The organism is Gillisia marina (assembly GCF_000258765.1).
Classification (GTDB): Bacteria; Bacteroidota; Bacteroidia; order Flavobacteriales; family Flavobacteriaceae; genus Gillisia; species Gillisia marina.
This window is the reverse complement of record NZ_AJLT01000108.1, coordinates 1-1445: the sequence shown is the minus strand read 5'-3', so window position 1 is coordinate 1445 and position 1445 is coordinate 1. Positions and strand designations below refer to the sequence as shown.

General features: G+C 42.6%; 1 pseudogene. It reads right to left on the bottom strand.

Annotation, left to right across the window (positions count from 1 at the left end):
• Nucleotides 1-1445, bottom strand: a pseudogene (locus ON07_RS16635) (hypothetical protein); the annotation flags it as partial.

Below are 1445 nucleotides of genomic sequence, written 5' to 3'. Positions count from 1 at the left end.
AGTAAGATCCTGAGTTGTTACCTCTGGAGCTGTATTATCTTTAACCGTAACCCATTGTTCCTGAGAGGAGACATTTCCATTTCCATCGTTAAATTCCCAAAGGATCATATACTCTCCTTCTTCAGAATAAGAAGTAGGATCCAGCGTAGTTCCCGTTACAGTTCCTGCACACGAATCGGTAGCGGTTGGAGCCGCTATTGTAGTTGCTTCACATTCCACAATGATATCATCCAAACTATCTACATCCGGAACCGGAGCAGTTAGATCTTCCAACATTACATCCTGAGTTTGGGTAGCAATGTTTCCGTTTACATCTTCAAAGCTCCAGGTAATTACCGTAAGTCCTTGCGCTGTAATTGGGAAAGTCACATCGTTTGAAACACTCACCACACCACCACAATTATCGGTAGCGGTTGGAACAGTTACATCCGTTTCTACTACTTCGCATTCTGAAGTGATCTCTGGAAGGGTTGTTGCAGATGGAATTGGTTTGATGGAATCTTCTACGGTAACAATTGAAGTCGTAGTAGACTCATTTCCGTTAACATCAGTAACCGTTAAAGTAACCGTGTTGTCTCCAATTTCTGCACATGTGAAACTATCTGGTGTTACGCTCATAGAAGCTATTCCACAAGTATCAAAAGAACTGTTATCTATTTCCTCTACCGTGATAGTTGCAGTTCCGTTCTCATCTAACTGAACGATGATGTCTTGCGCAATTGTTACCGGAGCCACATTGTCTTCTACAGTTACTGTTGAAGTCGTAGTCGACTCATTTCCATTGGTATCGATCACTGTTAATGTAACAGTGTTCTCTCCAACTTCAGCACATGTGAAGCTATCGGGCGAAACGCTCATCGAAGCAATTCCACAGGCGTCAGAAGAGCCGTTATCTACCTCGGCTGCAGTGATAGTTGCAGTTCCATTCTCATCTAATTGAACGCTGATGTCTTGAGCGCTTGCAACTGGAGCTACAATATCTTCTACTGTTACTGTTGAACTGGTTGTAGACTCGTTTCCATTATTATCGATCACAGTTAAAGTAACTGTATTGTCTCCAACTTCTGCACATGTGAAGCTATTTGGCGAAACGCTCATTGAAGGAATTCCACAAGCATCAGAAGAGCCATTATCCACATCTGCTGCAGTAATCGAAGCATTTCCAGATTCATCTAACTGAACCGTGATGTCTTGCGCACTTGCAACCGGAGCAACCTTGTCTTCTATGGTTACCGTTGAAGTGGCAGTAGATTCGTTTCCATTGTTATCGATCACTGTTAAAGTAATCGTGTTCTCTCCAACTTCCGCACATGTAAAGCTATCTGGTGAAACGCTCATTGAAGCAATTCCACAAGCATCAGAAGATTCATTGTTGATGTCGGCAACTACAATTGAAGCAGCTCCCAAATTATCCAACTGAACCGTAATGTCTTGAGTTAACGCAA